Source organism: Methylocystis borbori, from assembly GCF_036576025.1.
In the GTDB taxonomy this organism is placed as follows: domain Bacteria; phylum Pseudomonadota; class Alphaproteobacteria; order Rhizobiales; family Beijerinckiaceae; genus Methylocystis; species Methylocystis borbori.
Genome location: NZ_JAZHYN010000044.1, coordinates 20,694 through 27,188 on the forward strand (window position 1 = coordinate 20,694; position 6,495 = coordinate 27,188).

At 66.3% G+C, this 6,495-nt stretch carries 8 protein-coding genes; 2 read left to right on the forward strand and 6 right to left on the reverse strand.

The window, feature by feature from the left end:
* Positions 1 to 55 precede the first annotated feature (55 nt).
* A complete protein-coding gene (locus tag V3H18_RS13220) occupies positions 56 to 682 on the forward strand; it encodes a TetR/AcrR family transcriptional regulator (protein ID WP_332082537.1) in 627 nt (208 codons plus the stop codon).
* 25 nt (positions 683 to 707) lie between these two features.
* The gene (locus V3H18_RS13225) at positions 708 to 1,448 is read left to right on the forward strand and encodes a sulfite exporter TauE/SafE family protein (protein ID WP_332082538.1); all 741 of its coding nucleotides are present in this window, start codon (positions 708 to 710) and stop codon (positions 1,446 to 1,448) included.
* 199 nt (positions 1,449 to 1,647) lie between these two features.
* Here V3H18_RS13225 and V3H18_RS13230 read toward each other — a convergent pair whose 3' ends face one another.
* From V3H18_RS13230 to V3H18_RS13255, 6 genes are all read right to left on the reverse strand, one after another.
* The gene (locus V3H18_RS13230; protein WP_332082539.1) at positions 1,648 to 2,244 is read right to left on the reverse strand and encodes a DsbE family thiol:disulfide interchange protein; all 597 of its coding nucleotides are present in this window, start codon (positions 2,242 to 2,244) and stop codon (positions 1,648 to 1,650) included.
* Complete coding sequence (ccmD, locus tag V3H18_RS13235; RefSeq protein ID WP_332082540.1) at positions 2,241 to 2,399, reverse strand: heme exporter protein CcmD; 159 nt, start codon at positions 2,397 to 2,399, stop codon at positions 2,241 to 2,243. Before ccmD ends, V3H18_RS13230 begins: the two co-directional genes overlap by 4 nt.
* Positions 2,396 to 3,160 carry a heme ABC transporter permease gene (locus V3H18_RS13240; RefSeq protein ID WP_332082541.1) on the reverse strand — a complete coding sequence of 255 codons (765 nt, stop codon included), beginning with the start codon at positions 3,158 to 3,160 and terminating at the stop codon, positions 2,396 to 2,398. Before V3H18_RS13240 ends, ccmD begins: the two co-directional genes overlap by 4 nt.
* Positions 3,161 to 3,303: 143 nt before the next feature.
* Positions 3,304 to 4,665, reverse strand: coding sequence for a S41 family peptidase (locus V3H18_RS13245; protein ID WP_332082542.1), 1,362 nt, complete (start codon positions 4,663 to 4,665; stop codon positions 3,304 to 3,306).
* Positions 4,662 to 6,014 carry a murein hydrolase activator EnvC family protein gene (locus tag V3H18_RS13250; protein ID WP_332082543.1) on the reverse strand — a complete coding sequence of 451 codons (1,353 nt, stop codon included), beginning with the start codon at positions 6,012 to 6,014 and terminating at the stop codon, positions 4,662 to 4,664. The genes V3H18_RS13245 and V3H18_RS13250 overlap by 4 nt, the downstream gene beginning before the upstream one ends.
* A gap of 104 nt (positions 6,015 to 6,118) precedes the next feature.
* Positions 6,119 to 6,495 (reverse strand): OmpA family protein (locus V3H18_RS13255; RefSeq protein WP_332082544.1); only part of this gene is annotated, 377 nt, incomplete at its 5' end.

Below are 6,495 nucleotides of genomic sequence, written 5' to 3' on the forward strand. Positions count from 1 at the left end.
ATGGCGACGCTTTTACGGATCTCCGATTTTTGAAGGCGCTCTGAGGAAAAAACGCTTGAGCGACACAAGGACCGAGGCCGGGACGGAGCGCCGCGCGCAATTGCGCGACCGGCTGATCGATATCGCCGAGCATACCATCGCCGCGCATGGCCTCGCGGGGCTCAAAGCGCGCGATCTCGCGACCGCCGCCGGCTGCGCGCTCGGGGCGATCTACACCGCTTTCGACGATCTCGACGAACTCATCCTGCGGGTCAACGCCCGCACATTGGCGCGGCTCGAGCGCGCGCTCGACGCGGCGCTCATCGACGCCGACGCCACGCAGGCGCTCGAAGCCCTCGCCCGCGCCTATTTGAATTTCGCGAGGACGGAAGAGCCGAGCTGGCGCGCGCTCTTCGAGCACCGCCTGCCGCGCGGAACGCCGGTCCCGCAATGGTACGCCGATGCGCGCAATCGGCTCTTCAACCGGCTCGACGCGCCGCTTGCGTCGCTGCTGCCGGGCAAGGACGAGATGATCCGCGCCGCATTGGCGCGCACGCTGTTTTCCGCCGTGCATGGCGTCGTCGCGCTCGGGCTCGAGGAAAAGATCGCCGATACGCCTCCAGCCCTGCTTGCGGCGCAGCTCGAAACGCTGGTGCGGCTTCTCGCCGCCGGACTGATGATGGAGTCCACGCGCTTGCCTTGAGCCGCGCGACCTGACATAGCCGCGCATGGCCACCCTTCTGCTGTTCGCCGTCGCGGTCTGGGCGGGCGCGCAAAACGCGCTTGCCGGCGGCGGCTCCTTCCTGCTCCTGCCGACGCTGATGTTCACCGGCATGGACGCGCTCGCCGCCAACATCACCTCCTGCGCGGCGCTGTTTCCCGCGCAGGTCGCGACCGGCTGGACCGGCCGCAGATTCGCGGACGGCGCCAACGGGCTCTCGCTCCGCGCGCTTTTCGTCATCAGCGTCATCGGCGGCGCCGTCGGCGCGGCTGTACTGCTCGGCACGCCGCCGGGGATTTTCGCGCGTCTCGTGCCCTGGCTCGTGCTTTTCGCCACGGCGATCTTCGCCTGGGGAAGCTTTTTCAGAAAGCCGAGCAAAACCGGGGCGCATCTGAGCGCGCCAAGCGCCGGCCTCGCGCAATTCCTGATCTCGATCTATGGCGGCTATTTCGGCGGCGGCATCGGCTTTCTGATGGTCGCGGCGCTGACCATGGCGGGGCAAAGCGTGCGCGTCGCAAGCGCCACCAAGAATGTGCTGGCCGGCGTGATGAACGCCTCCGCCGTCGCCATTTTCGTCTTCTCGCCGGAACTGCATTGGCGCCAGGCGCTTATCACGGCAGTCGGCGCGACGATCGGCGGCGTCTTTGGCGCGCGCCTCATCCATCATATCGACGAAAGGCTGCTGCGATTCTTCATCATCGGAATCGGCGCGGCGCTGACGGTCGGGCTTTTCCTGAAAGCGCCGTAAAAAACGTCGACTTCGTCGCGATGCGAGCGGTTCATTTGGAGTCGGATCAAGCGGCTCCCTCCGGCGTTGTCATTCCCGGCAGGTCGAAGACCTGACCGGGAATCCAGATCGCAACAAGAGTCGTGCTTATTGCCCTGGATTCCCGATCGCGCTTCGCGCGTCGGGAATGACAACCACGCAAGCTTGACAGACCGCGGCGTCAATCTTTACTCGGCGAACTTCCTGCCTGCGCCTTTTCGATTTCCGGCAGGAGCGTCGTCGCGACCGCCGAAGGCGTCAGCGGGCCGACATGCTTATAGAGGATCACGCCGTCGCCCCTGACGACGAAAGTCTCCGGCACGCCATAAACGCCGAAGTCGATCGCCGTGCGGCCCCCGGGATCAACGCCGATCCGCGCGAAAGGATTGCCGCCCTCCTCGAGAAATTCGAGGGCGTTCTTCGCCTCGTCCTTATAGGAGAGGCCGTAAAGTTCGACGCCCTTCTCCTTCAGCGCGCCGTCGCGCGCGATCGCCATCAGCACGGGATGCTCCTGCCGGCAGGGGCCGCACCAGCTCGCGAAGACATTCACGAGGCTCACATGGCCCTTGCGCAAATCCTCGGTCGAGAGCCCGGGAACGTCCTTCAGTCCGGCGAGCGGCGGCAGATCGAAAGCCGGCGCGGGCTTGCCGATAAGCGCGGAAGGAATGCGCGAGGCGTCGCCCGAAAAGAGCCGGACGAGAAACAGCGCCGCGAGCAGGGCGAAAAGCGCGAGCGGCAGGAAGCGCAAGGGCGAGCGCGGCGTCGCGGCGTCGCTCACGAGGCTTCTCCTTCGTCGCGCGCGCCCGCCGCCCCGAAGCGCGCGAGCGCCGCGCGCAGCCGGCGATAGTCGAGAAGGATGCGCGCCGTCAGGGCGCCGATGGTCAGGATCGCGACGCCATAGGCGGCGCCGACATAGGCCCAATAGTCGTTCACCGCGCGGCCTCCAGACTTTCGGAGGCGGCGCTCTCGCCCGCGCGCACCGCCTGCATCGAGAGGCGCGCGAGCCGCCGCCGCAGGATTTCGTTGCGGATCGCCATCACATGCAGCGTGACGAAGAGAAGCGTTGCGGCGAGCGCCATCACGATGAGCGGCCAGAGCATGGAGCCGGAGATCGACGGCCCGTCGATGCGAAACACCGAGGCCGGCTGATGCAGCGTATTCCACCAGTCGACGGAATATTTGATGATCGGAATGTCGATGAAGCCGACGAGCGTCATGATCGCCGCGATGCGCGCGCCGCGCGGCGTATCGTCCATTGTCTGGCGCACGGCGATGAGGCCGAGATAGAGCAGGAACAGCACGAGCATGGAGGTGAGGCGCGCATCCCACACCCAAAAGGTCCCCCACATCGGCTTGCCCCAGAGCGATCCGGTGACGAGGCAGATGAAGGTGAAGGCGGCGCCGAGCGTCGCGGCCGTCTTCTGCGCGGCGTCGGCCAACGGATGGCGCCACACCAGCACGCCGAGCGAGGCCGACGTCATCACGACATAGGCGAAAATCGCCAGCCAGGCGGACGGCACATGGATATACATGATCCGCGACGTCTCGCCCTGCTGATAGTCGGGCGGCGCGGCGAAAGCGCCATAGAGGCCGACCGCCAGGAGAAGCGCCGTCGCGCCAGCGAGCCAGGGCGACGCCCGATCCGCAAAACGCAGGAAGCGCGTCGGATTCGCGTAAGTGGACAGAAAGCTCATCGCCAGCCGGACACTCCCGCCGACCAATAGGTCATCCGCCGAAGCAGACGCCGGTTCGGCTGAGACACATAAGTTCGTTCAAGAAAAGAGCGCCTTCATGAAAGTCATGAAGGCGCTCTAACTAAGCCCGACCGCCGTCGCCGTCAATTCGCCGCTTTGGCCGCCGGCTTGCTGACGTCCTTGGCGATTTCCTTATTCTGCTCGGCGAGGATCTGCGCCTTGGACTTGCCGTGCAGCAGCTCGATCGCGGCGATCAGCTGCTTGTCCTTCTTCTCGTCCGGCGGCACATAGGCCTGCGAGCCCGACTTCTCGTCGTCGCCGTTCTTGAGATGGCCTCGCAGCGACGCCTCGCCCTTGGTGTCGTCCTTGCCCTTGAGCTCGTCCGGCACGTCCTGCAGGATGATCATGTCGGGATCGATGCCCTTGGCCTGAATCGAGCGGCCCGACGGCGTGTAGTAACGCGCCGTGGTGAGCCGCAGCGCGCCGCTGGCGCCGCCGAGCGGAATGATGGTCTGCACCGATCCCTTGCCGAAGGAGCGCGTGCCGATCAGCGTCGCGCGCTTATGGTCCTGCAGCGCGCCGGCGACGATCTCGGAGGCTGAGGCCGAGCCGCCATTGATCAGCACCACGACCGGCTTGCCTTTCGAGAGATCGCCGATGCGCGCGTTGTAGCGCTGCGTCTCGTCGGCGTTGCGGCCGCGCGTCGACACGATCTCGCCCTTGTCAATGAAGGCGTTGACAACCTGGATCGACTGATCGAGCAGGCCGCCCGGATTGTTGCGCAGATCGAGGATATAGCCCTTGAACTTGTCGGCGGGGATTTCCTGCTGCGCCTTGGCCATCGCGTTGCGCAGGCCTTCCGCCGTCTCCTCGTTGAACTGCGAGATGCGGATATAGGAGATGTCGTCTTCCTGCTTGCGCGCCCGCACCGACTTGATGTGGATCTCGGCGCGCGTCAGCTTGAGTTCGACCTTGTCCTTGTTCTTTCCGCGGAAGATGGTGAGCTTCACCGGCGTGTTGATCGCGCCGCGCATTTTGTCGACGGCCTGATTGAGCGTGAGGCCCTGAACCGCCTCGTCGTCGATGGCGCCGATGAGGTCGCCGGACATGACGCCCGCGCGCGAGGCCGGCGTGTCGTCGATCGGCGTGACGACCTTGACGAGCCCGTCTTCCTGCGTGACCTCTATGCCGAGCCCGCCGAACTTGCCCTCGGTCTGGGTCCGCATATCCTTGAAGCCCTTGGCGTCAAGATAGCTCGAATGCGGATCGAGCGAGGTGAGCATGCCGTTGATGGCGTTCTCGACGAGTTTCTGCTCGTCGGGCTTTTCGACATAGTCGGCGCGCACCTTGTCGAACACGTCGCCGAAAAGGCTCAAATATTTGTAGGTGTCCGCGGAAGCCGCGAGCGCCGGCGCGCCGATGAGGGCGCGCGCTTGCTGGCCGAGCGTGGCGCATCCGGCGCCGATAGCGATTCCGGTAGCGATAAGGGCTGTTCTGCGAATCATCCGCCGACCTTCCGACTGTCTGACTTCGCCCACCATGGGCTTGAGTCGATTGACGCTCCGTCCTTGCGGAACTCAACATATAAAATGGGTTGTTTCGCGCCGATCGCGATGGTCGCCGCCGTTTGCGCGGCGCCGTCTCCCATGCTGGCCACAGGCTCGCCTGCGAGGACAAATTGTCCGACGTTTACGCTCGTGCGACTCATACCGGCCAGGACCACATAATAGCCGCCGCCGGCGTTAATGATCAAGAGTTGTCCGTAACTCCTGTAAGGACCGGAAAAAGCGACCCAACCGTCGCATGGGGCGACAACGACGCCGTTTTCGCGCGCGGCGATCGACAGGCCCTTTTCCTTGCCGCCGAAACCGTCGGGCGCGCCGAAGCGGCGCACGATGGGGCCGGCCGCCGGCGCCGGCAGATGGCCCTTGAGATCGACGAAAGCGACGGCGGGCGCGAGCCGCGCCGCATCCTTGAAGGGCGCGGCGAGCGCCTTGCGCCGCTCTTCCTCAGTAAGCTTAGCCTGCGCCGCCGCGCGTTCTTCCTCGGCCTTGCGCGCCGCCTCGGCCGCGCGCCGCGCCGCGGCGTTTTCCGCCTCCATGCGCGAGATGAGGTCCTTCAGGCTCGTCGCCTGCTGCGCGAGCCTTTGCGCGCGCTCGTTCTCGGCCTGAAGCGCGCGTTGCGCTTGCGCCAAAGCTTCCTGGCGCGCCGCGATCATGGGCGCCAGGCGTTGGCGCTGCACGCCAAGATTGATCTTTTGCTCGGCCAGCCGCTCCTGCTCATGCCGCACGCCGTCGCGCAGGCGCATCAATTCGGAAAGATCGGCCTGGAGCTGGCGCGCTTCGCCGCGCATTTGCGGCAGCACGGCCCCCAGCGCAAGCGAGGCGCGCACCGCTTCGAGAATATCCTCGGGCCGCGCGAGCAGCGCAGGCGGCGGGCGCCGGCCCATGCGCTGCAGGACAGTCAGGATTTCGACGATGAGCGCGCGGCGGCTTTCGAGCGAGCGGAGCGCCTTCTCCTGCTTCTCGGTGAGCGTAGCGAGCCGCTCCTCGATGTCGGCGGCGCGCGTCTCCGTCTCTTGAAGTCGTTGCGTCGCTTCGAGGAGCGCGCCGTTCAGACGCTCACGCGCCGCGGCGTGATCGATGAGCTGTTCTTCGAGCTTGCGGGCGCGTTCCTGCGTGACGCCGATCTTGTCCTCGACGCCGCGCAGCTCCAACTGTCGCGCGGAAACGTCCGGCGTCTCGGCGGCGTTAGGCTCGGCATGGGCGGACAGCGAGAAAACGAAGGCGAGCGCCGCCGCGGATGTGAACCCGCGCCCCGAGGCTTCGCCATGCGCCTTGCCCAAACCCCTCATTCCGCCTGCAGTCCCGATCTCGCGAAGAGGCCGATATGCCTACGAAATCTCGTCGAGATTGGGGCGAAGGCCGGCGGCGGCCGCGGCCGCGGGACTATGATCGCTCAGCGAAGCTTGAACTCGATCGCGCCCTTTCCCGCGCCTTTCTCGGCTGGCGGGGCGAGGACGCGGCCGGTCGCGAGGAGAGAAACGCCGCTCACGCCTGCCCTTTTCAGATAAAGCGCCGCCGCCGCCGCGCGCCGTTGCGCCAGCGCCGCGTTCTCGGCCTTGCCGACGACGCCGTACACATAGCCGAGAACCTCGATCGCCGCGTTTTGCCGACAGCGCTTAAGGGTCGCGGCGGCCTTGTCGAGCGACAGCGCCACGGCGCGGGAGATCGTCGCGCTCCCCTTGGGAAAGGCGATGCGCTCCTGCGCCGCCCAGGCGTCGAGCGCGCCCTGGCAATCCCTGGCGGGCGCCTCCGGCGGCCGCGCCTGCGAAA